Origin of the sequence: Erythrobacter sp. (assembly GCF_024305245.1) — a bacterium.
Lineage (GTDB): Bacteria > Pseudomonadota > Alphaproteobacteria > Sphingomonadales > Sphingomonadaceae > Erythrobacter.
This window is the reverse complement of sequence record NZ_JAMWYX010000001.1, coordinates 427,797-448,395: the sequence shown is the minus strand read 5'-3', so window position 1 is coordinate 448,395 and position 20,599 is coordinate 427,797. Positions and strand designations below refer to the sequence as shown.

Annotated in this window: 19 protein-coding genes; 6 read left to right on the top strand and 13 right to left on the bottom strand. The window is 63.7% G+C overall.

The window, feature by feature from the left end; translation table 11 throughout:
- Window positions 1-7: 7 nt before the first annotated feature.
- Complete coding sequence (locus Q0L48_RS02215) at window positions 8-1,051, bottom strand: rod shape-determining protein (protein ID WP_296716697.1); 1,044 nt, start codon at window positions 1,049-1,051, stop codon at window positions 8-10.
- A 204-nt stretch (window positions 1,052-1,255) separates the two neighbouring features.
- On the opposite strand from Q0L48_RS02215, the gene mutL reads away from it, so the two are divergent.
- On the top strand, window positions 1,256-3,109 hold the full coding sequence (mutL, locus tag Q0L48_RS02210) for a DNA mismatch repair endonuclease MutL (RefSeq protein ID WP_296716696.1): 1,854 nt from the start codon (window positions 1,256-1,258) through the stop codon (window positions 3,107-3,109).
- A gap of 25 nt (window positions 3,110-3,134) precedes the next feature.
- Here mutL and Q0L48_RS02205 read toward each other — a convergent pair whose 3' ends face one another.
- The 11 genes from Q0L48_RS02205 to Q0L48_RS02155 form a co-directional block, all read right to left on the bottom strand.
- The gene (locus tag Q0L48_RS02205) at window positions 3,135-3,935 is read right to left on the bottom strand and encodes a DUF1206 domain-containing protein (protein ID WP_296716695.1); all 801 of its coding nucleotides are present in this window, start codon (window positions 3,933-3,935) and stop codon (window positions 3,135-3,137) included.
- Between the two features lie 139 nt (window positions 3,936-4,074).
- Window positions 4,075-5,280 carry an ectonucleotide pyrophosphatase/phosphodiesterase gene (locus Q0L48_RS02200; protein ID WP_296716692.1) on the bottom strand — a complete coding sequence of 402 codons (1,206 nt, stop codon included), beginning with the start codon at window positions 5,278-5,280 and terminating at the stop codon, window positions 4,075-4,077.
- 47 nt (window positions 5,281-5,327) lie between these two features.
- A complete protein-coding gene (gene ychF, locus Q0L48_RS02195; protein ID WP_296716690.1) occupies window positions 5,328-6,428 on the bottom strand; it encodes a redox-regulated ATPase YchF in 1,101 nt (366 codons plus the stop codon).
- A gap of 94 nt (window positions 6,429-6,522) precedes the next feature.
- Entirely contained in the window at window positions 6,523-7,524 is a 1,002-nt protein-coding gene (locus Q0L48_RS02190; RefSeq protein ID WP_296716687.1) for an SDR family oxidoreductase, read from the bottom strand.
- A gap of 27 nt (window positions 7,525-7,551) precedes the next feature.
- Entirely contained in the window at window positions 7,552-8,058 is a 507-nt protein-coding gene (locus Q0L48_RS02185; RefSeq protein WP_296716685.1) for an AAA family ATPase, read from the bottom strand.
- Window positions 8,059-8,063: 5 nt separating this feature from the next.
- On the bottom strand, window positions 8,064-8,636 hold the full coding sequence (pth, locus tag Q0L48_RS02180; protein WP_296716682.1) for an aminoacyl-tRNA hydrolase: 573 nt from the start codon (window positions 8,634-8,636) through the stop codon (window positions 8,064-8,066).
- Between the two features lie 88 nt (window positions 8,637-8,724).
- Complete coding sequence (locus Q0L48_RS02175; RefSeq protein WP_296716680.1) at window positions 8,725-9,357, bottom strand: 50S ribosomal protein L25/general stress protein Ctc; 633 nt, start codon at window positions 9,355-9,357, stop codon at window positions 8,725-8,727.
- Between the two features lie 133 nt (window positions 9,358-9,490).
- Window positions 9,491-10,417, bottom strand: a complete 927-nt coding sequence (locus Q0L48_RS02170) for a TraB/GumN family protein (protein ID WP_296716678.1) — start codon at window positions 10,415-10,417, stop codon at window positions 9,491-9,493.
- 19 nt (window positions 10,418-10,436) lie between these two features.
- A complete protein-coding gene (locus Q0L48_RS02165; protein ID WP_296716673.1) occupies window positions 10,437-11,366 on the bottom strand; it encodes a TraB/GumN family protein in 930 nt (309 codons plus the stop codon).
- A gap of 75 nt (window positions 11,367-11,441) precedes the next feature.
- Complete coding sequence (locus tag Q0L48_RS02160) at window positions 11,442-11,894, bottom strand: hypothetical protein (protein WP_296716671.1); 453 nt, start codon at window positions 11,892-11,894, stop codon at window positions 11,442-11,444.
- Window positions 11,884-12,090: a helix-turn-helix transcriptional regulator gene (locus Q0L48_RS02155; RefSeq protein ID WP_296716668.1), complete on the bottom strand. Its 207-nt coding sequence runs from the start codon at window positions 12,088-12,090 to the stop codon at window positions 11,884-11,886. The genes Q0L48_RS02160 and Q0L48_RS02155 overlap by 11 nt, the downstream gene beginning before the upstream one ends.
- Before the next feature lie 308 nt (window positions 12,091-12,398).
- Here Q0L48_RS02155 and Q0L48_RS02150 point away from each other — a divergent pair, with 308 nt between their 5' ends.
- The 3 genes from Q0L48_RS02150 to ppdK are packed head-to-tail and all read left to right on the top strand — an operon-like array spanning window position 12,399 to window position 18,215.
- Window positions 12,399-13,325 (top strand): glycine--tRNA ligase subunit alpha, encoded by a 927-nt coding sequence (locus tag Q0L48_RS02150; RefSeq protein ID WP_296716666.1) that lies wholly within the window; start codon window positions 12,399-12,401, stop codon window positions 13,323-13,325.
- On the top strand, window positions 13,325-15,490 hold the full coding sequence (gene glyS / locus Q0L48_RS02145; protein ID WP_296717096.1) for a glycine--tRNA ligase subunit beta: 2,166 nt from the start codon (window positions 13,325-13,327) through the stop codon (window positions 15,488-15,490). The genes Q0L48_RS02150 and glyS overlap by 1 nt, the downstream gene beginning before the upstream one ends.
- A gap of 55 nt (window positions 15,491-15,545) precedes the next feature.
- A complete protein-coding gene (ppdK, locus tag Q0L48_RS02140) occupies window positions 15,546-18,215 on the top strand; it encodes a pyruvate, phosphate dikinase (protein WP_296716664.1) in 2,670 nt (889 codons plus the stop codon).
- Here the strand turns inward: ppdK and Q0L48_RS02135 are convergent.
- The gene (locus Q0L48_RS02135; protein ID WP_296716661.1) at window positions 18,212-18,976 is read right to left on the bottom strand and encodes a methyltransferase domain-containing protein; all 765 of its coding nucleotides are present in this window, start codon (window positions 18,974-18,976) and stop codon (window positions 18,212-18,214) included. The genes ppdK and Q0L48_RS02135 overlap by 4 nt on opposite strands.
- Window positions 18,977-19,030: 54 nt before the next feature.
- Between Q0L48_RS02135 and Q0L48_RS02130 the strand changes: the two genes are divergently transcribed.
- Window positions 19,031-19,807: a ComF family protein gene (locus tag Q0L48_RS02130; RefSeq protein ID WP_296716659.1), complete on the top strand. Its 777-nt coding sequence runs from the start codon at window positions 19,031-19,033 to the stop codon at window positions 19,805-19,807.
- A gap of 374 nt (window positions 19,808-20,181) precedes the next feature.
- Window positions 20,182-20,577: a phosphoribosyl-AMP cyclohydrolase gene (gene hisI, locus Q0L48_RS02125; protein ID WP_296716657.1), complete on the top strand. Its 396-nt coding sequence runs from the start codon at window positions 20,182-20,184 to the stop codon at window positions 20,575-20,577.
- Window positions 20,578-20,599 lie beyond the last annotated feature (22 nt).

Here is a 20,599-nt window from a genome sequence, read left to right as displayed (position 1 = left end):
GGGCGCCTTACGCCGTCATCAGAACGCCGCGATAAATCGGGTCTTCCATCGCGCGGCCGGTGCCGATCGCAACGCAGGTGAGCGGATCTTCCGCGACCGAAACCGGCAAGCCCGTCTCCTCGCGCAGGTGCTCATCCAACCGCCGGATCAGCGCTCCGCCGCCGGTCAGCACGATGCCCTGATCGACGATGTCGGCCGCGAGTTCCGGCGCGGTGTTTTCCAGCGCAATGCGCACGCCTTCGACGATCGCACCGATCGGTTCACTCAAAGCCTCGGCAACGTGCGCCTGATTGATGGTGATTTCCTTGGGCACCCCGTTGACGAGGTCGCGGCCCTTCAAGGTGATGATTTCGCCAATCCCGTCTTCGGGGATTACGGCGATGCCGTATTCCTTCTTGATCCGCTCTGCCGTCGCGTCGCCGATCAGCAGGTTGTGGTGGCGGCGGACATAGGAGACGATTGCTTCGTCCATCTTGTCGCCACCGGTGCGGACCGAGGTGGTGTAGGCGAGGCCGCGAAGCGAAAGCACAGCGACTTCGGTGGTGCCGCCGCCGATATCGACCACCATGCTGCCGACCGGCTCGGTCACCGGCATATCGGCCCCGATTGCCGCAGCCATCGGTTCAAGGATCAGGTGAACCTGCGAAGCGCCGGCGTTCGAAGCGGCATCGCGGATCGCGCGCTTTTCCACCGAGGTCGAGCCCGAAGGCACGCAGATCACGATTTCGGGATAGCGGAACAGATTGCGCTTGCCATGCACCTTGCGGATGAAGTGCTTGATCATTTCTTCCGCGATCTCGATGTCGGCAATCACGCCGTCGCGCAGCGGGCGGATTGCCTCGATGCTGTCGGGGGTCTTGCCCATCATCATCTTCGCATCATCGCCGACGGCCTTGACCCGCTTGATCCCGTTGATCGTCTCGATCGCGACCACCGATGGTTCGTTCAGGACGATGCCCTGATCCTGTACATAAACCAGGGTGTTTGCGGTGCCGAGATCGATCGCGAGGTTCTGCGATCCGAACTTGAAGAGATTGGACAGGAAGCTCATCTGTATTGGTGTTCCAGTGGTGGCGGGGCGTGAGCGCAAAGGCCGGAGGTGTCAGGCGGCTGCGAGAATTTCGACCCGGTTATGACATGACCCCGTGCGCCTAGCGAATCCGCATCGAAAACGCCAAAATATTTGTCCACCGGGCTGGTGATTTCTCCGGGCTTCCCCTCGAATTTGCGACCACCGCCCGCTAGCGTGCGACAAATGCCCGAAATCCGCCGTCTCCCCTCCGCTCTGGTCAACCGCATTGCCGCGGGTGAGGTGGTCGAACGCCCGGCAGCGGCGCTCAAAGAGCTGGTCGAGAACGCAATCGATGCCGGTGCGCGGCGAATCACCGTAACGCTGGCCGATGGCGGGCTGGAGCGGATCGAGGTGGTGGATGATGGCTGTGGAATGGCGCCCGAGGGGATGGCGCTGGCGCTGGAACGGCACGCCACGTCCAAGCTGCCCGATTCGCTGATCGGCCCTGACGGGGCAATCGAGCTGGTAACGACGCTGGGTTTTCGCGGCGAGGCGCTGCCGTCCATAGCCAGTGTTGCCCGCCTGACCATCGAAAGCCGCGAAGATGGCGCTTCGGAAGGCTGGCGCAAGGTGATCGATCATGGCGCGCTGCTGGCGGACGAGCCGGCCGCGCTGCCGCATGGTACCCGCGTGCGGGTGGAGCAACTGTTCGCCAAGGTTCCGGCACGCCGCAAGTTTCTGCGCACGGCGCGCAGCGAATATGCCGCATGCCTCGATGTCGTTCGCCGTCTGGCGATGGCGCGGCCCGATATTGCCTTCACGCTCGAAACCGTTGGCGCGGCAGGCAAGCGCACCGTGCTGTCCTTGCAAGCGGGCGAGGAGTTGGCGACTCGCGTGGCACGGATCATCGCCCATGAGTTGAAGGACAATTCGGTCGCGATCGAACTGGTGCGCGATACGCCGCACGGGGTCATGCGGCTGACCGGTGTTGCGGGCCTGCCGACCTATAATCGCGGGGTCGCCGATCACCAATATCTGTTCGTCAATGGCCGCCCGGTGAAAGACCGGCTGCTGGTGGGCGCCGTGCGCGGGGCCTATGCCGATATGCTGGCGCGCGATCGCCATGCCGTGCTGGCGCTGTTCCTCGACCTGCCGCCGCAAGACGTCGACGTGAACGTCCACCCCGCCAAAACCGAAGTGCGGTTTCGCGACAGCGCCGGAGTGCGCGGCTTCATCGTCAGCGGATTGCGGCAGGCGCTCGGCACCGGAGATCGGCGGAGCGCGCAAGGTCCGGATCGCGGCGCGATGGCGCGGTGGGTGAGCGAACCGATTGCTCCGGAGGCTTCAGTTTCCCCGGCGCTCTCCAGCATTTTTTCAGGCCGCGACTGGAATGCGCCGCAACAACGGCTCGGCGAAGCACGGAACGATTGGAACGCACCCCTCGCACAGCCACAGGGCCGGGCGGAGGAAGCCGTGCCGGTGGCTGAGGAAGCCCGCGCATACCCCCTCGGCATTGCCCGCGGCCAAGTCGCCAACACCTATATCGTCGCCGAATCCGCCGATGGCCTCGTGCTGGTCGATCAGCACGCCGCGCACGAACGTCTTGTGCTCGAACGCCTGCGCGCGGCCGGGGCAGGGGAGGCCAACCGCCGCAGTCAGGCATTGCTGGTCCCCGACGTCGTCGAACTGGACGAGGTCGATTGCGACCGGTTGGAAGACGCAGCTCAAGGGCTTGCGCGCTACGGCCTCGTGATCGAACGCTTCGGGCCATCGGCGATGCTGGTGCGCGCGATCCCCGCCGCTCTGCCCAAGGCTGACGGCGGCGCGCTGCTGCGCGATCTGGCTGACGACATCGCCAAACACGGCAAGCAGGACGATAGCGGCGCACTGTTGCTGGCCGAGCGGCTCGAACTGGTGCTGGCGACGATGGCCTGTCACGGATCGGTCAGGGCAGGGCGCACGCTCAGCGTTGCGGAGATGAACGCCCTGCTGCGCGAGATGGAAGCCACACCCCGGTCAGGCCAGTGCAATCATGGACGCCCGACCTGGGTGAAGCTGAGCATGGAGGATGTCGAGAAGCTGTTCGGGCGGCATTGAATCGAATTTTTCTCGACACCCCCGATCAAGCGCGAAAGTTCGGAACGCGTCCGCTCGGGTCGAGATCGGGGATGATCCGGTACCGGGCGAGGATCAGGCTGAACAGGCCGAACAGCAGCAGCCCGATTGCCGTCACCGTGAACAGCCAGCCGGTACCGGCGAGCGAAGCGACCGCATCGCCCAGCGTTTTTACGTTGCCTGCACCGCTCGCGAGAAATCCGGTCTCGATCAATGACCAGCCGATCACCACGAACACCACCGCACGCGCAAGATAACCTGCCGCGCCGACCCAGCGGGTCGCATCGGGGGCTGCAGGCGAAATGCGCTGCATGAACTTGCCGCTGATGCCCTTCTGCGCCTGCGCCGCCGCCGCGATGAAGAACGCGATGCCCAGCAGGCCGATCACCACGTCACCGAACTGGATCGACAGCACGCCGGCCGCCGCCTGCGAGGCACCCTGTCCCCCCGACGATGGCTGGCCGGTCGCGAACTGATATGCAGTCCACGCTAGGGCGACATGCGCGATAGCGCTGCCCGCATGGCCGATGCGCATGGCCCAACCCTTCGCGTCTGAGCCGTTGTTTTCAATATCGAACAATGGCGAGGCGAGGCGGAACAACGCATAGGCGGCAAGGCCCACCACCAGCACCCAAAGCAGCAATGTTCCCGCTGGCAGTTCCTCGACCGCGCGGAAGATGCCCTCGGTCCCCTCGCTTACCCGTCCGGCGCTGGTGAGCGCGATGAAGCCCAGCACGATATACAGCACCGCACGGCTGAAATAGCCGACCCGTACCAGCCAATTGAACTTTTCGGTCTTGTCGACCATCCCGGCGTCTCCCTCATTTGCTGTTCGCTGTTGAACAACAACTAAGCGGGAGGTGTTCCATCACAGGTTAGTTCCGGCATGCTCAAACAAGCATCAGCGCATTCGGAGAAGAATATCGGGGCTGACGCCGCGCCGCGCATCAAGGTCGCAGTGCAGCGCTCACGTCAGCTAGCTTTCCGTCGGCATCGGGATCTTGCGGAAGGCCCATCACCGCACGCAGCAGTGCCGCCACGGCGACGTTGTCGAACACCGGCAACCGTACGCCTTGCGCAAAAGCCGGACCGCGGGCGACGAACAGCGCCAGCATGTCGGGATCGGCATTGTCGTATCCATGCGCGCCGCCCGATACGGGGTAGGCGGGCGGGCCGGACAGGATCGTCCAGCCGTTCTCGGCAAGGCAGATGATCGCTGCGACACGCGGGTTGGTGCCGTAATTCAGCCGGGCAGGCAGGTCTTCCTTGCGGTGGCAGGTCATGTGATCGTGAGCCACCAGCAAGGCTTCGGCCACCCTTTCATCGGTCCCGGCGACCGGTTCGATGGCGGCGTAGGGGCCAGCCTCCACCGCGATATAGCTGGCACGGTCGATCAGGTCGTCCAGCTGGATCACCCGCGCGTCATCGGTTTGGCGCATCCCGTGGTCGGCGACGATGACGATGTTCGCCTGCAGGCCGAGCGCGGCGATGCTGTCCACCAGATCGCCGATCCGCGCATCGACTTCCGCAACAGCTGCGTTGACCTCGGCACTGTCAGGGCCGAAGCGGTGGCCTTGGGTATCCACCGTGTCGAAGTAGAGCGTGGCGAAGGCGGGCCGGATCGCCGCAGGGCGCCGCAACCAGTCGAGCATGGTGTTGACCCGCTGGATATTGCCGACATTCTGATCGAACCGCAGCCAATCGCTGGGCCGCTGTCCGCGGATCGCGACTTCGCTGCCGGGCCAGAACATCGTCGCGGTGCGGATGCCCGCACGCTCGGCGGTGACCCACACCGGCTCGGCGTCGTCCCACCAGAATGGATCGAGCGCCTGACGCGCATTGCCCATGCTGAAGATCTGCCCCGGACGACGTGGGTCGATCATCGAATTGCCGACGATGCCACTGTGATCCGGCACCCTGCCGGTGACGATGGCGTAGTGGTTGGGGAAGGTCTTGGTCGGGAAGCTCGGCCGCATGTCGCCTGTAGCGCCGCTGGCAGCCAACTCGCTGAGGCGCGGGGTGATGCCGCGCGTCAGGTAATCGGGGCGGAAACCGTCGATGCCGATCAGGATGGTGACAGGACGCGGTTCGTCCTGCGCCGCGGCAGAGGCGGGCAGCAGCAGGAGAGCGAGCAGGATTAGGATACGGCGCATGGCAAGGCTCCTACGGTCAGCGCGCGACAATTATGCGACGTTACTGCTCAGACGTTGAACTTGAACAGCAGCACGTCGCCGTCCTGCACCACATATTCCTTGCCTTCCTGCCGCAGCTTGCCCGCTTCCTTGGCGCCAGCTTCTCCGCCGAGCGCGACGAAATCGTCATAGGCAATCGTTTCGGCACGGATGAAACCGCGTTCGAAATCGGAGTGGATTTCACCAGCCGCCTGCGGGGCTTTCGCGCCATCGGGGAAGGTCCATGCCCGCGCTTCCTTGGGGCCGCAGGTGAAGAAGGTCTTGAGACCGAGCAGCGTGTAGCCGGCGCGGATCACGCGGGCGAGGCCGCTTTCGGTGAGGCCGAGCGCTTCGAGAAATTCGCCCCGGTCTTCCAACGGCATCGTCACCAGATCAGCCTCGATCGCGGCGGAGACGACAACGGCTTCGGCACCTTCAGCCGCAGCCTTGACGAATACCTTGGCCGACAATTCGTTGCCTTCCGCTGCGTCTTCTTCGGCGACGTTGCAGACATACAGCACCGGTTTGGCGGTGAGGAGCTGGGCCTGTTTGAACAGCCGTTCCTCCTCGTCATCAGCCGGGACAGTCAGGCGCGCAGGCTTGCCTTCGCGCAGCAGTTCCAGGGCTTGGCCGAGCACGCTGGCCATCGCCTTTGCTTCCTTGTCACCGGTGGCTCCGCGCTTGGCGGCGGCGGGGACGCGCTTTTCCAGGCTTTCGAGGTCTGACAGCATCAGCTCGGTTTCGACCACTTCGGCGTCCGCAATGGGATCGACCTTGTTGGCGACGTGCTGGATATCGTCATCCTCGAAACACCGCAGCACATGGACGACCGCGTCGACCTCGCGGATGTTGCCGAGGAACTGGTTGCCCAAGCCTTCGCCCTTGCTCGCGCCTTTCACCAGCCCTGCGATATCGACGAAGCCGAGCTGGGTTTCGATGATCTTGGCGCTTTTGCCGATGGCGGCGATCTTTTGCAGCCGCTCGTCCGGCACTGCGACCTGACCGACATTGGGTTCGATCGTGCAGAACGGGTAATTGGCGGCTTGCGCGGCCTGCGTTTCCGTCAGTGCATTGAACAAGGTGGACTTGCCGACATTCGGCAGGCCGACGATACCGCAACGGAAACCCATGATGTAATCTCTTGGCTAGCTGGAAAGCGCTGGCCCTTAGCGCCGCTTGGGCAACATGACCAGTGGGTCGGCATCCGCAGGCGCGACCAGCGGCCTAGCTTTCGTGCACAGCACGGATCAGCGGGCCGTAGCCGGAATTGCCGAGCCATTGGGTCTGCACCCTTGCGGTGACTTCGTTGATCGGAATTTGCGGCTTGGCACCCGGGTGCACCGGCAGGCGCAGCGGGCGGGTTCCGGGAACCTGCGCCATCAGCCCGCCAATGGCGCGTGCGACATCGGCGGGATCGGCGCTGCGGCCTGATCCGTCCTCCTGCCCCATGCGCGCCACCTGCTGCGGATACCCTTCCGAATGCACCGCCATTGAACGTTTCTTCAGGGCGGCGGAATAGATGTTGCGGTTTTCCCAGACCTTGGTCGGATAACCACCCGGTTCAATGATGGTCACGTCGATCTGGTGCGGCACCAGTTCATAGGCGAGCTGTTCGCTCATCGCCTCCAGCGCGAACTTGGTGGCGGAATAATGCCCCGAATAGGGCACGATCACCCGGCCAAGCTGGCTGGAAATCTGGATGATCTGCCCGCCTCCCTTACTCCGCATTCCTGGCAGCACAGCGCGCGCCATCCGATGCGGGCCGAACACGTTCGTGTCGAAGATCAGGCGCGTGGCTTCCATGTCCTGCACCTCCACTGGTGAGGTGATGCCGATCCCGGCATTGTTGACGAGAACGTCGATCGGGCCGCCATTGATGCGCTCGGCCTCTTTGACGCCTGCGTTGATCTGTTTGAGATCGGTCACGTCGATGCCGATCACGTGCAGATCGAGGTTCTCTGCCTCAGCAAGCTGGACCAGTTCGTCGGCTTCGGGGCGGGGGAGGTTTCGCATCGTAGCGAACACCCGCGCTCCTTGCCGCGCCAGCAATTCCGCCGTCAGCCGCCCGAAGCCGGACGAACAGCCGGTGATCAGCACGCTCTTCCCGCGGAAATCGAGATCGGGGCGGTAGGCCGGTTCGCTGGCGGCGGCGCTGCGCGATACGGCGGCAAGCGCCCCGGTGGCGGCAGCCCCGGCAAGCAGCGTACGGCGATCGAGGCGGGGCATGGACGTTTCCTTGGCTACACAGTGCGATCAGTGAAGATTATTGGCTTTGCGCCATTGTGCAAGTGTCCGCGGGCTGGTGAGCCGCACCACCTTGTCCGCATAGGGCGCAAATTGCGCTTCGGTGCGCGGCCGCGGGCCGGAGTTCCAGTTCAGCACATACCAGAAGAAGGCAGCATCGAACCGTTCCGGGCAGCCCTCGGGCATATCGGGGCGAGATTGTCCGCGCAGGCTGGTGACGCGGCGTATCAGGCGCCACAGGCACAGGCGGATCGGGAAATCGAGATAGAGTACCGTGTCCGCCCGTTCGAGCCGCGGGGCCAGCGTCCTGCCGTAATTGCCTTCGATCAGCCACGCATCCTGCGCTACCGCGTCAGCAAGGCGGGCGTTCAGTTCGCTCTTTTCGGTCTCCACCCAGCCCGCCTGCCAGCCCAGCCGGTCCATGTGAACCAGCGGCAGGCCCATCCGCAGTGCGAGTTCACGGGCGAGGGTGCTCTTGCCCGAACCGCAGGGGCCGATGATCATGACCCGGCGCATGGATGTCAGGTATCCTGCATCCTCAACGCGACATCGTTCATGAACCGCGCGTCGTCCCCCTTGGCCAGCCACTCCGCCTCGGCACTGATCGCGCCGAGCATGGCAACCAGATCGTCCTGTTCATCCTTGGCGAAATTGCCCAGCACGTGGCCGGTGACGCGCTCCTTGTGCCCCGGATGGCCGATGCCTAGCCGGATGCGGCGGAATTCCGCACCCAAGTGCTGGTCAATCGATCTGAGGCCGTTATGCCCGGCATGGCCGCCGCCCTGCTTCACCTTGACCTTGAAAGGGGCAAGGTCGAGCTCGTCATGGAACACGGTCAGCGCATCGGTGCCCAGCTTGTAGAACCGCAGCGCCTCGCCCACGGCGCGGCCGCTTTCGTTCATGAAGGTGGCGGGCTTCAGCAGCAGCACCTTGTCGCCGCCGATCCGGCCTTCCTGCATCCAGCCCTGAAACTTGGTCTGGATCGGGCCGAAGCCGTGCATGTCGGCGATCACGTCCACGGCCATGAAGCCGACATTGTGCCGGTGGAGCGCATAGCGCGGTCCCGGATTTCCTAGGCCGACCCAGATCTGCATGGCGTGTCCTTAACGAGTGCAAGCCGCAAACGAAACGCCGGACTTCTTGCGAAGCCCGGCGTTTCAGAAAACCGTTTCGGCAAAGCGATCAGTCTTCGCTCGGTGCTTCCTCGGTCGCGGTTTCGGTATCGGTATCGGGTCCGCTGCTCTTCAGCGCCGAAGGGGCAACCAGCGTGGCGATGGTGAAATCGCGATCGGTGATCGCACTTTTCACGCCCTTTGGCAGAGTGACTTCGCTGATGTGGATCGCATCGCCGACATCCTTGCCGGTGACGTCGATCTGGATTTCTTCAGGGATGTCCGCATTCGGGCAGATCAGGTCGAGCTCGTGACGCACCACGTTGAGCACGCCGCCCTTTTTCAGACCGGGCGAGGCGGCTTCGTTGATGAATACCACCGGCACCTGAACTTCGACCATCGAATCGCCGGTAAGGCGCAGGAAGTCGACGTGGGTCGGAAGATCGGAAACGGGGTGGAATGCCACATCCTTGGGAAGGGTGCGGATCATCTTGCCGTCGATCTCGATATTCACGATCGAGTTCATGAAGTGACCGGTCATCAATTGCTTGACCAGTTCCTTCTGCTCGACGTGGATCGTCGTGGGTTCTTCCTTGCCGCCGTAAATTACGGCGGGAGTCCGACCATCGCGGCGAAGTGCTCGGGAGGCTCCCTTGCCAGCCCGTTCGCGCGCTTCTGCCGGCAGAGTGAGAGCTTCGCTCATGGCTGTGCCTTTCAAATGCGTGTTATAACAGAATGTCCGGCGCGCCGCCTCCAGGGATGACCAGAGCGCCGAAGCGCGGGCCCTTAGAGACAGGAGGGGCAGATGGCAACCGATTTGCGCTGCGCTGAGCCCATCAACGCAGGCGCGTAACCTGATAACCGCGCGCTTCGAGAAGTGCCACCAGCCCTTCCGCGCCGACCAGATGCGCGGTGCCGACCGCAATTAGCGGACGCTCCGCCTGATCGAGCATTTTGGCGATGGCGGCATCCCAGCGGCGATTGCGGGCCAGCAGCAACGCCTCGCGCAGTTCGGCATCGGCCATGATCCCGGTTGACGCCGCATCGATCAGCGCTGCCTCGTCCCCGGTCAGCCAGGCGCGGCGCAGATCGCGCGCGCGGCTTCGGGACGATTCCGATTCCGCCACCACAGTGGCGATCAGTTCGCGCTGCTCGGGTTCGGGCAAGGCATCGAAGATGGCGAGTTGACCGCGTGCGCCTTCGAGTTCGCGCACCTTGTTCGCCGGAAATTCGCGGATCAGTGCGCGGTCGACGCCATATTCGGGATCGCCCTCTGCGTCGATCTGAGCGAGCATCAAGGCTGCAGCCCAGCTTTCGGTGCTGGTGAACTGGTTCGCTTCCATGTCGCCGCGGTCGAGCAGCGCCGCAAGCTTGGCACGCAGGCGGGCGGGCACGCGCTGGTCCAGCGGACGCAAGCCGGGAGTGGTGCCAAGCGCGGAAAAGGTCGCGGCCAGTTTTCGGCGATCATCCAGCGCGGCGATTTCGACCACCAGAATGTCGGCAATGTCAGCGACCCGGCCGATCGCAGGGGTCCGCCATGATGTGCCGGGGGGGAGGGCATGGATGGTTCCGAGCATCCAGCCCTCCACCGCGCCATCGGCGCTGGCAATTTCATACAGCAGCGGGCTCGGCGGCGGGCCGGCTGCGCCTTCGCCTGAGGCATCGCTGCATCCGGCAAGGGCAATTGCGAGAACAAGGGCCAGCAGCGTCGCGGCGGCAAACCGTGCGCGGCTGACGATACCGGCCCCTGACAATGGAATCATCGTCGCCCGACCTTTCCGATCATTTCACCCGGGTCACCGAAATGCCCTTTTCGGCGAGGTAATCTTGAACGCTGCGGTCACCGGCCAGATGGCCTGCGCCGACTGCGATGAACACCGAACCCGGCGCGTCGAGCCGTGCATCGATCCATTCTGCCCAATTGGCATTGCGGCTGTAAAGCAGCGCCTCGGCGACGGCGGGATCGTCCAGGCTCTCGTTCATGACGTTGGCCAGTTCGACCGCATCGCCCTCGATCCATTCGGCGACCATCCGGTCGAGCATCGGCTTGACCTCGTCCATTCCTTCGACCGCCTCCATCAGGAAGGCGACCTGCGCCTCTGTGGTCATCCCGTCGAAGATACCGAACTGGAACTCTGCGGTCTCCAGCGCGCCTTGCGGCTTGTCGCCCACCTTGGACAGCAGCACCTTCTCCACCCCGCTCTCGGGCGAATAGCCCTGCTGCATCAACGGCAGAATAGCCAAGGTAAGCCCGGCCAGCCACGGCTTTACCGGGTCGAAAGCGGCCGGCGGGGCGCCGAGCTTGGCCAGACCCGCCTCGTAAACGACGGTCTGTTCGGGGGTGAGCAGCGAGCGCAAAGTGGTGCCCTGGGGCAGGACACCAATCTGCATGGCGAGCTGCTGCATCTGCGCTTCGCTCGCCTTGTCCATCGGGACTTCGGTTACGAGCATGTCGGCGCCTTCCAGGGCATTCGCGATCGTGGCATCGTACCACTCGATCCCCTCGGGCAGGACATGGACTGTGCCGAACAGATAGATCGTGGTGTCCTCATCGGCGACTTTCCACATCGCCGGGCCGGTTGTGGCTGCGGTTGCGGTTCCAGGGGCGGCTTCGCCAGCGGCGTGATTGTCGGCCAGTGCAGGGCTGGCGGCGAACAGCGCGAACAGCGCGAACGGGGCGGCGGTAAGGGCTAGAACGGAGGAAAGCTTCATCGGGAATTCCTTTCGGTACGGGGTTAGAGGGCTTTACATTTCAGTCAATTGAACAAGCTGGCCATGTCGGCCGGGTCACAGCCGCCAGCGGGCATAGCCGTAGGAAATGATGGTCGAGACATAGGCGATGGCGAATATCCCGAACGCATGCGGCGCAGGAACGAAACCTCCGGCATGAAGCGCAGCCCAGATCGGGAAACCTGCGACCACCGCTATGCATCCGCCGCTGAATGCGACCAGATTCTGCTCCCGCTTGTAATCGTCGATCATGCGGAAGCCGTAGATCGGCAGGGCGACGAAGACCGCCAGCAGCAGCGCGGCGATGCCGAGCGCCATTGCCGGAGGCAGTTTCAGGTCTTCCCAATCGCCCGCGAACAGATTGCCGTCGCCCTGATCGAAAAAGCCGGTAGCGAAGCCGATAACTCCGCCAGCCAAAGCGGCCACGCCGATATAGATCGCCTGATTTCGCCGCCGTTGGCGCGTGCGCGCTTCGCCGGGGCCGAGCGGGCGGGGTCCTTTATCCGTCATGATGCTCTCCATCATCGAAAATCTCCTCGATCCGCATGTCGAACAGGCGCGCGATGCGGAAGGCCAGCGGTAGGGAGGGGTCGTGTTTGCCGGTCTCGATGGCGTTGACCGCCTGACGCGACACGTCGAGCCTTCCGGCGAGCTCAGCCTGTGACCAATCGCGTTCTGCGCGCAGAACTTTGAGGCGGTTTTTCATGCAATCAAAGCCCGACGGCTCTCGCTGTCGCCCCGACCATCATACCGATGGCAAGGCCGCTCATGGCCAACATCAGATAGGCCTGCCAGCGTTTGATGCAGATCGTTTCGGTCATCGAGGACATGGGGCCTCTCCAGTTGCTTTCCCGACCAGATGTCAGGCTTACCTGACTATATGTCGCGATTCGCTGACTATGTCAAGATAACCTGACTTTGTGTCACATCAACATGACCAGCGTCCGTCTTCGCCACCGTGTTGCTGCGCTGCGGCATTGACGCTCTCGGGGTGTTCGGCCATGGCGAGCCGCCATGAACGCCGTCCCTTCTTTCACGCCCGCGCAGCGCGATCCGGCGCGCTCGTTTCAGGACATGATCCTGACGCTTCACGACTTCTGGAGCGCGCAAGGCTGCGCAATTCTGCAGCCTTACGACATGCGCATGGGGGCGGGCACGTTTCACACCGCGACGACCCTGCGCGCGCTCGGGCCGGAGCCGTGGAATGCGGCCTTCGTTCAGCCCTGCCGCCGCCCGACCGATGGACGTTACGGCGAGAACCCCAACCGGTTGCAGCATTACTACCAGTATCAGGTGATCCTGAAGCCATCGCCGCCGGACATTCAGGAACTCTACCTCGCCAGCCTGCGCGCGATCGGCATCGATCCGCTCGCCCACGATATCCGCTTTGTCGAGGACGATTGGGAATCGCCGACGCTGGGCGCATGGGGGCTGGGCTGGGAGGTCTGGTGTGATGGAATGGAGGTGACCCAGTTCACCTATTTCCAGCAGATGGGCGGGTTCGATTGCAAACCGGTCGCGGGCGAACTGACCTACGGGCTGGAGCGCCTCGCAATGTATATCCAGGGCGTCGACAATGTTTACGATCTGGCGTTCAACACCGCTGGCGTTTCCTACGGCGACGTGTTCCTCGAAAACGAGCGCCAGATGTCCAAGTGGAACTTCGAGGTCGCCGATACCGGCGCGCTGTTCGACCTGTTCGCCAAGGCCGAGGCCGAATGCCGCAACGCACTTTCCGCAGGCGTGCCGATTGCGGCCTATGAACAGGCGGTCGAGGCGAGCCATGTGTTCAACCTGCTTCAGGCCCGTGGTGTGATTTCGGTACAGGAACGCGCCAGCTACATGGGCCGTGTGCGCGACCTCGCGCGCTCTTCGTGCGAGGCTCACGCGCTCAAGATGACGCCCGAATGGGAAGCGAAATATCCGGGGTGGGTGCTGTAATGGCCGACTTCCTGCTCGAACTGCGCTGCGAGGAAATCCCTGCCCGGATGCAGGCGGGTGCGCGCGCCGAACTCGAAAAGCTGTTCCGGCGCGAGCTGGATGCTGCGGGGGTCAAGGTGGACGAACTCACCATCTGGTCGACCCCGCGCCGCCTCGCGCTGATCGCGCGCGGACTGCCGCTCGCGACCGAGGCGGTGAGCGAGGAAGCCAAAGGCCCGCCCGAAGGCGCGCCCGATGCGGCGATTGACGGGTTCTGCAAGAAGAACGGCGTGAGCCGCGATGCACTCGAACTGCGCGACGTCAAAGGCCGAATGACCTACTTCGCGGTGATCGAGCAGCCGGGGCGCGCCATGGCCGATGTGCTGGCCGCAGCGATCTCCACGATCATCCGCGATTTCAGCTGGCCCAAATCGATGCGCTGGGGTGATGCGTCGCGCTCGCCTGAAAGCCTGCGCTGGGTGCGCCCGCTCTCCGGTATCGTCGCGCTGCTCGATGGCGAGGTGGTGCCCTGCGCGGTCGAAGGGATCGCAGCGAGCGCGGCCACGGATGGCCACCGCTTCCATCATGAAGGGCCGATCACCATCGGCTCGGCCGACGACTACGCCGAAAAGCTGCGCGCCTGCCATGTGATCATCGACCACGAGGAACGCGCGCAGATCATTCGCGAAGGCGCACGCGCAGTTGCCGGAGGGGCGGGTCTGACTCTGGTAGCGGACGAAGGTCTGGTGATCGAGAACGCAGGCCTGACCGAATGGCCGGTGCCCCTGCTCGGCCGCTTCGATGAAGCTTTCCTCGACGTGCCGCCCGAAGTCATCCAGCTCACCGCGCGGGTGAACCAGAAGTATTTTGTTTGTGAGAGCACTGACGGCAAGCTCGCCAACGCGTTCATCTGCACCGCCAATATCGACGCGATCGACCCCGCCGTGGTGATCGACGGCAACCGCAAGGTGCTGGCCGCGCGGCTGTCCGATGCGCGGTTCTTCTGGGAGCAGGATCAGAAGAAGACGCTCGCCGAGCACGCCAAAGGGCTGGAGCGGATTACGTTCCACGAAAAGCTGGGGACGGTCGCACAGCGGCATCAGAGGTTTGTATCTCTCGCGGATGATTTCCAGGGACAGCTTCCGAATGCCGTTGCTGATGCGAGGCAAGCTGCAGCTCTTATGAAGGCGGACCTTGTCACAGAGATGGTCGGCGAATTTCCCGAATTGCAAGGGTTGATGGGCGGCTACTATGCCGAAGCAGAGGGTCTGGCCCCATCGATCGTCGCTGCTATTCGGGATCACTACAAGCCGACTGGCCAGTCTGACGAGTTGCCGAACGCGGAAGCCGCAATTTTGGCTGCGCTGATCGACAAGGTCGATGCTCTCGTTGGTTTCTTTGGAGCTGAAATGAAGCCGACGGGATCGAAAGACCCGTTCGCACTTCGACGTGCAGCGTTAGGCGTTATCCGGCTTGTAACAGAAAAAGGCCTTCGCCTCTCTCTGTCCCCTCTTTTCGACGCAGCAGCCCAGTTGTATCGCAATCAGGGCATCGAAGTGACGAATCCTTCAAGCGACTTGCTCGATTTCTTCGCCGACCGCCTCAAGGTCCAGCAACGCGAGGCTGGCGTCCGCCACGACCTGATCGACGCGGTGTTCGCGCTTGGGGGCGAGGATGATCTCGTCCGCCTGCTCGCCCGTGTTCATGCCCTGCAGGCCTTTGTCACCACAGAAGACGGCACCAACCTCCTCGCAGGCTACAAGCGCGCGGCCAATATCCTCAAGAAGGAGGACTGGCGCGGCATCGAGGGTGAAATCGCGCAGACCGGCGAGGAAGACCCGCTCGCACTGGTCGATGATCCCGATCTCGCGCCGGTGATCGCGGCCAAGATGGCAGATCGCAAAGCCGCCGCGGAAACCCTCTCCTACACGCCCGAACCGGCTGAAAAGGCGCTGATCGATGCGCTCGCCGTGGCTGCGCCTCGGGCTGCCGAGGCGGTTGAGACGGAGCGCTTCGCCGATGCCATGGCTGCGCTAGCCACTTTGCGCGCGCCGATCGACCGCTTTTTCGAAGAGGTGATCGTCAACGCCGAAGAAGCGGAAAAGCGTGCCGCACGGCTTGCTCTGCTCGCACGCTTTCGCGATGCGGTGCACCGGGTCGCGGATTTCAGCCGGATCGAAGGATGATCCACCGCGCCGCGCGCTTGTATTGTCCCTCCACCAACACTTTGCGGGAACTGCCATGACATTGAAGACGGTCTATGTTTTTGGAGGTAAAGCCGACCACTCCGACCCGCGTCAGAAGGACAAGACCATCACCGGGGGCAAGGGCGCGAACCTTGCCGTCATGGCCAGCATCGGCCTGCCGGTTCCCCCGGGATTCACTATCACGACCGAAGAAAGCGTGCGTTATCTGCGTGATGGCGCAGACTTCTCGGACGAGTTGCGAAGCGAAGTCGCGGCGGCCCTGACCCATGTCGAAGCGACCGTGGGCAAGAATTTCGGCGACGCCGCAGATCCGTTGCTGGTGTCGGTCCGTTCCGGCGCGCGAGTGTCGATGCCCGGGATGATGGACACGGTCCTCAACCTCGGGCTGAACGATGCGACCGTTGCCGGGCTGGCTAAGTCCAGCGGCGATGCGCGGTTTGCCTGGGATTCCTACCGCCGTTTCATCCAGATGTATTCCGACGTGGTGCTTGGCCTCGATCACGGCCTGTTCGAAGAAGCGCTGGAGATCGTCAAGGAAGACAAGGGCTTTTACAACGATACCGAGATGACGTCCGAAGACTGGCAGGCGCTGGTCAGCCAGTTCAAAAGGATCGTCGAGGAAGAACGCGGAAGCCCGTTCCCGCAGGATGTCCACGAACAGCTATGGGGCGCGATACGCGCCGTGTTCGACAGTTGGGACAGCGACCGCGCCAAGGTTTATCGCCGCCTCAACGACATTCCGGGCGACTGGGGAACCGCAGTCAATGTGCAGGCGATGGTGTTCGGCAACATGGGCGACACCAGCGCCACCGGCGTCGCCTTCACCCGCGACCCGGCGACCGGAACCCGTGCCTATTACGGCGAATACCTGATCAATGCGCAGGGCGAAGATGTGGTCGCAGGCATCCGCACGCCCCAGTACCTGACCAGGGAAGCGCGCGAGAAGGCCGGGGCCAAGCCGCTCAGCATGGAAGAGGCGCTGCCCGATGCCTATGCCGAATTGGCCCGCGTGTTCGACCTGCTGGAACTTCACTACAAGGACGTGCAGGACATTGAATTCACGGTAGAACGTGGAAAGCTATGGATGCTGCAAACCCGCACGGGCAAGCGCACCGCCAAGGCCGCGCTCAAAATGGCGGTCGATATGGTCGAAGAAGGCCTGATCGACGAGCGTGAGGCGGTGCGGCGGGTCGATCCGATGGCATTGGACCAACTGCTTCACCCGACGCTGGACCCGAAGGCGGAACGCAATGTGCTGACCACCGGGCTTCCCGCATCACCGGGCGCGGCGGCGGGTAAAATCGTGCTGGATGCCGATACCGCCGAACAATGGGCCGGGCGCGGCGAGAAGGTCATTCTGGTGCGGGTCGAAACCTCGCCGGAGGACATTCACGGGATGCACGCGGCGCAGGGAATCCTCACCGCGCGCGGCGGGATGACCAGTCACGCAGCGGTGGTGGCTCGCGGGATGGGGCGGCCGTGCGTTTCGGGTGCGTCCGCGGTATCGATCGACCGGGTCAGCCGCGCGCTGCGGATCGGCAACCACGAACTGAAAGAGGGCGACGCGATCACCCTTGACGGTGCGACCGGGCAGGTGATGCTCGGCATCGTGCCCACGGTCGAACCGGAGTTGGCAGGCGATTTCGGCACGCTGATGGTTTGGGCGGACAAGCTGCGGCGCATGAAGGTGCGCACCAATGCCGAAACGCCCGAGGATTGCCGCATGGCGCGGCAGTTCGGCGCGGAGGGCATCGGGCTGTGCCGCACCGAACACATGTTCTTCGAAGCGTCGCGTATCAGTCTGGTTCGTCAGATGATTCTGGCCGACGACGAGGCCGGTCGCAGGCGGGCGCTGGAACAGCTGCTGCCCGAACAGCGCGCCGATTTCACCGGGATCTTCGAGGTGATGGCGGGCCTGCCATGCACCATCCGCCTGCTCGACCCGCCGTTGCATGAATTCCTGCCCCACGCGGACGAGGACTTCGCCGAACTTGCCGACGCGACCGGCTTGGGGGTCGATCATCTCAAGCGGCGCGCGGGAGAGTTGCACGAGTTCAATCCGATGCTGGGCCATCGCGGTTGCCGCCTGGGGATCACCTATCCCGAAATCTACGAGATGCAGGCGCGGGCGATCTTCGAGGCCGTTTGTGCGGTGAAGAAATCGTCGGGCGAGGCTCCGCTGCCCGAAATCATGATCCCGCTGATCGCGACCAAGCGTGAGCTGGCGATCCTGCGCGTCTTGATAGACCGAGTGGCCGAAGCGGTCTTTGCCGAGGTCGGCACGCGGGTCGAATACCTCGTCGGGACCATGATCGAACTTCCGCGTGCCGCTCTGATGGCCGGTGAAATTGCCGAGGAAGGCGAATTCTTCAGCTTCGGCACCAATGACCTGACCCAGACCACCTTGGGCGTGTCGCGCGACGATGCAGCGCGGTTCCTCTCTGTCTATGTCGACAAGGGCATCTTCCCGCGCGATCCGTTCGTCAGCCTCGACATCGAAGGCGTTGGCCAGTTGGTGGAACTGGCGGCGGAGCGGGGCAGGGCGACCCGGCCGGACATCAAGCTGGGCATTTGCGGCGAACACGGCGGCGACCCGGCGAGCATCGCGTTCTGCGAGCGTGTCGGCCTAGATTACGTCAGCGCCTCGCCGTACCGCGTGCCGATTGCCCGGTTGGCAGCAGCACAGGCCGCGCTGAAGAGCTAGGTTCCGGCGAGCGTTCGCCGCCCAGTAAGGGTGATGATCTCGAAGGTTTCGGCGGTCTTGCCGTCGGGATCGGCCTGTTCGCGAAACGCAGCCCGGGCGCGGTCCAGTGCGGCCTTACCCAGCGCCGGGCCGGCGTTGGCGAGGGCGCTGGTCAGGCCGTGGTCGCGCAGGTCGGATACAAGCTGGTCGAGCGAGGAATAGCGCACGGTTAGGCTGCGGGTATCGACCACCGGGTCTTTCCATCCTGCACGCTGGAGCAGCTGCGGCACCGCGCGCGGGTCGACCATCGGGTGTATGCGTGCTGCGGGCCGATCGCCGTCGGCAGTCAGCATTGCCGCCCGCAGGCGCGGCAGGCTCGCCCCGCCGATGAAGCTGGCAACCGCAAGGCCGCCCGGCACCAACGCATTGCGGATATGGATCAGCGCGCCCGGCAGATCGTTCACTGCATCGAGCAGTCCCACCACGCCGATGAAGTCGTAGTCAGCCGCAGGAAACGGCTCTTCGATGGTCCAATCAGCCCCGTCCCACATGTCTCCGTCACAATTATCCAGCATCGCGCGGAGCGGATCGTGACACATGCCCAGCACCAACGGGCGCTTTGGTTCGTGCCTTACAAATTCCAGGCGTTCGGCAGTGTCTTCGCAGATGTCTTGCCAGATGAACTGCTGGGTAGCCCCCGCCGAAGCGCGTGCGTTCTGCCGCAAGATCCGTGACCCGACGCGGCGGCGAGAGAAAATTCTGGGTACGCTTGGTCCGGTCATGCCCGTCCCCTGCCGCGCTTGCGTGCGGTGCGCAAGAGGTGCACACCTGTCCGCATGGGGTGGGGGTCGCATCTTGCCGAGGGTCTGAGGCCGGTCGTCGATCTGGTCTATCCGCCGCGCTGCCCGCTATGCGGCGCAGCGCTGGCTGATCAGGATGGACTGTGCGGCGAATGCTGGGGCTTGCTCGATATCCCCGCGGGAAGCGGGGCCGGTTGCGAAGATCATAGCGGCGTGCCTGTCCATGCGGCAACCCTCTACAATGATGCCTCGCGCCGGCTTGTGCTGGCCTACAAGCATGGCGGCCGGATCACGTTAGCCCGCCTGCTCGCCCGGTTGATGGCGGCGCGCCTGCCTGATCCGGGGGCGGCTGACCGCATTCCCTTGCTGGTGCCGGTGCCGCTGCATCGCTGGCGGCTGTGGCATCGCGGCTTCAATCAGGCGGCCTTGCTGGCGCATGAGCTTTCAAGGCTTGGCAAAGGCGAATTGCTGGTCGATGCGCTGAAACGCCGGAAGCGGACGCCCAGCCTCGGCGGATTGGGGCGCGAGGCGCGCGAGCGGGCGCTGGCGGGGGCGATTGTCGTCGATCGTGCAAGAACCGGGATGATTTCAGGGCGCGACGTCGTGCTGGTGGATGATGTGTTCACCAGTGGAGCGACCACGCGAGCCTGCATCGCGGTAATGGCCGCTGCGGGCGCGCGCAGCATTGCGGTGGCCTGTTTCGCACGAGTCGACGAATCGTCCGGACGAGGGGATCGCGACATTCAAGCAGCAGAGCCGATACCGAGCTTTGAAAATGCGGTGATCAAAAACGAAACGCCCGAGGCCTTGTGAGCCTCGGGCGCCGCGTGACGAAACGGTGTGGATCCGCCCTTGCGGGCAAAGATGGCCACCCCCTAACTTGGCCATCAGGATCCTGTCCCTCATCGTTCAATCGGTCGCCCTGGCACCCCGCTGCCAGTCTGCGTCCCGATCACCCCCTGAACCTGGCATCGGGCGATGCCGTCGTTCGGTGGAGAACCCCCTTCAGGGCTCACACCGCGTTGTTCCATTCTGTCGGCCAAGGCGGAAGTGCAAACCTCCGCATAAGCAGTTTTTTGCATCCTTCTGTTGTGAACGTGCAACATTCGACGCATGAGCGCGGCGTTTTCGTCACGGTAGTTTCCGGTTCGGACCAACCGGACGCATAATTTCGCAGGAGTATGTTCATGGCCGACCAGTCCCTGACCACCGACGAACGCGAGCACGGCGCGCAATTCGCCCCCAAATTCGACGCCCACGGATTGCTGACCGCAGTGGTGGTCGATGGGCAGACGGGTGATGTCCTGGTTGTGGCACACATGAACCGCGAAGCGCTCGATGCGACACTGGCCACCGGCAAGGTGCATTTCTGGTCGCGTTCGCGGCAGGCTTTGTGGATGAAGGGAGAGACTTCGGGCAATGTGCTGACGGTCGAGGAAGTGCTGGTCGATTGCGATCAGGATGCCTTGGTGATTCGTGCGCGTCCGGCCGGCCCGACCTGTCACACAGGTGCGCGCAGTTGCTTCTACCGGCGGGTCGAGATGGCGGATTCCGGGGCCGCTCTCGTTAAGGTCAAGACTTGACGCTCACGTAAAGGTAAGCTAG

Coding starts and splice junctions, on each gene's coding strand:
- Q0L48_RS02215 (WP_296716697.1), bottom strand. CDS start 1,051: ATGAGCTTCCTGTCCAATCTCTTCAAGTTCGGATCGCAGAACCTCGCG.
- mutL (WP_296716696.1), top strand. CDS start 1,256: ATGCCCGAAATCCGCCGTCTCCCCTCCGCTCTGGTCAACCGCATTGCC.
- Q0L48_RS02205 (WP_296716695.1), bottom strand. CDS start 3,935: ATGGTCGACAAGACCGAAAAGTTCAATTGGCTGGTACGGGTCGGCTAT.
- Q0L48_RS02200 (WP_296716692.1), bottom strand. CDS start 5,280: ATGCGCCGTATCCTAATCCTGCTCGCTCTCCTGCTGCTGCCCGCCTCT.
- ychF (WP_296716690.1), bottom strand. CDS start 6,428: ATGGGTTTCCGTTGCGGTATCGTCGGCCTGCCGAATGTCGGCAAGTCC.
- Q0L48_RS02190 (WP_296716687.1), bottom strand. CDS start 7,524: ATGCCCCGCCTCGATCGCCGTACGCTGCTTGCCGGGGCTGCCGCCACC.
- Q0L48_RS02185 (WP_296716685.1), bottom strand. CDS start 8,058: ATGCGCCGGGTCATGATCATCGGCCCCTGCGGTTCGGGCAAGAGCACC.
- pth (WP_296716682.1), bottom strand. CDS start 8,636: ATGCAGATCTGGGTCGGCCTAGGAAATCCGGGACCGCGCTATGCGCTC.
- Q0L48_RS02175 (WP_296716680.1), bottom strand. CDS start 9,357: ATGAGCGAAGCTCTCACTCTGCCGGCAGAAGCGCGCGAACGGGCTGGC.
- Q0L48_RS02170 (WP_296716678.1), bottom strand. CDS start 10,417: ATGATTCCATTGTCAGGGGCCGGTATCGTCAGCCGCGCACGGTTTGCC.
- Q0L48_RS02165 (WP_296716673.1), bottom strand. CDS start 11,366: ATGAAGCTTTCCTCCGTTCTAGCCCTTACCGCCGCCCCGTTCGCGCTG.
- Q0L48_RS02160 (WP_296716671.1), bottom strand. CDS start 11,894: ATGACGGATAAAGGACCCCGCCCGCTCGGCCCCGGCGAAGCGCGCACG.
- Q0L48_RS02155 (WP_296716668.1), bottom strand. CDS start 12,090: ATGAAAAACCGCCTCAAAGTTCTGCGCGCAGAACGCGATTGGTCACAG.
- Q0L48_RS02150 (WP_296716666.1), top strand. CDS start 12,399: ATGAACGCCGTCCCTTCTTTCACGCCCGCGCAGCGCGATCCGGCGCGC.
- glyS (WP_296717096.1), top strand. CDS start 13,325: ATGGCCGACTTCCTGCTCGAACTGCGCTGCGAGGAAATCCCTGCCCGG.
- ppdK (WP_296716664.1), top strand. CDS start 15,546: ATGACATTGAAGACGGTCTATGTTTTTGGAGGTAAAGCCGACCACTCC.
- Q0L48_RS02135 (WP_296716661.1), bottom strand. CDS start 18,976: ATGACCGGACCAAGCGTACCCAGAATTTTCTCTCGCCGCCGCGTCGGG.
- Q0L48_RS02130 (WP_296716659.1), top strand. CDS start 19,031: ATGGGGTGGGGGTCGCATCTTGCCGAGGGTCTGAGGCCGGTCGTCGAT.
- hisI (WP_296716657.1), top strand. CDS start 20,182: ATGGCCGACCAGTCCCTGACCACCGACGAACGCGAGCACGGCGCGCAA.